The organism is Mycobacterium sp. E3305 (assembly GCF_001666785.1).
GTDB lineage: Bacteria > Actinomycetota > Actinomycetes > Mycobacteriales > Mycobacteriaceae > Mycobacterium.
Genome location: NZ_LZJA01000243.1, coordinates 1 through 503, shown reverse-complemented (window position 1 = coordinate 503; position 503 = coordinate 1). Strand labels below are relative to the sequence as shown.

1 pseudogene is annotated in these 503 nt (G+C 58.6%); it reads right to left on the bottom strand.

The window, feature by feature from the left end:
* Window positions 1–503 (bottom strand): annotated as a pseudogene (locus A5701_RS22485) (galactose-1-epimerase); the annotation flags it as partial.

Here is a 503-nt window from a genome sequence, read left to right as displayed (position 1 = left end):
AATCCGCGATACCGATCGGTCTCGTGGGCTCGGTTGGCGTGTAGTTGTCGGCATCGATGGTGACCTTCTGGTCGTAGATGTCGAGCGTGTCCTCACCCGCGAGGTTGAAGTAGCTGTGATTGGTCAGGTTGATCACGGTCGGCGCATCGGTGGTCGCGTGGTAGTCGAGGTGCAGTTCGTTCTTCTGGTTCAGGGTGTAGGTGACGGTTGTCGTCAGCGTCCCGGGATAGCCCATTTCGCCTGCGGGACTGACATATTGGAGCGTCAGGCCCACGCTGTCACTGTCGTTCCGCTCGCTGGCCTGCCATACCTTGGTGTCAAAACCGGTGGTCCCGCCATGCAGACTGTTGCCGTTATTGTTGACCGGCAAGTGATACTCGTTGCCGTTCAACGAGAAAGCCCCCTTGGCGATCCGATTGCCATAGCGGCCGACGATCGCGCCGAAATAGGTCTTGGCGGATCCCGTGTTGTTCAAATAGCCGTCCAAGGTCGGAAAGCCCAGC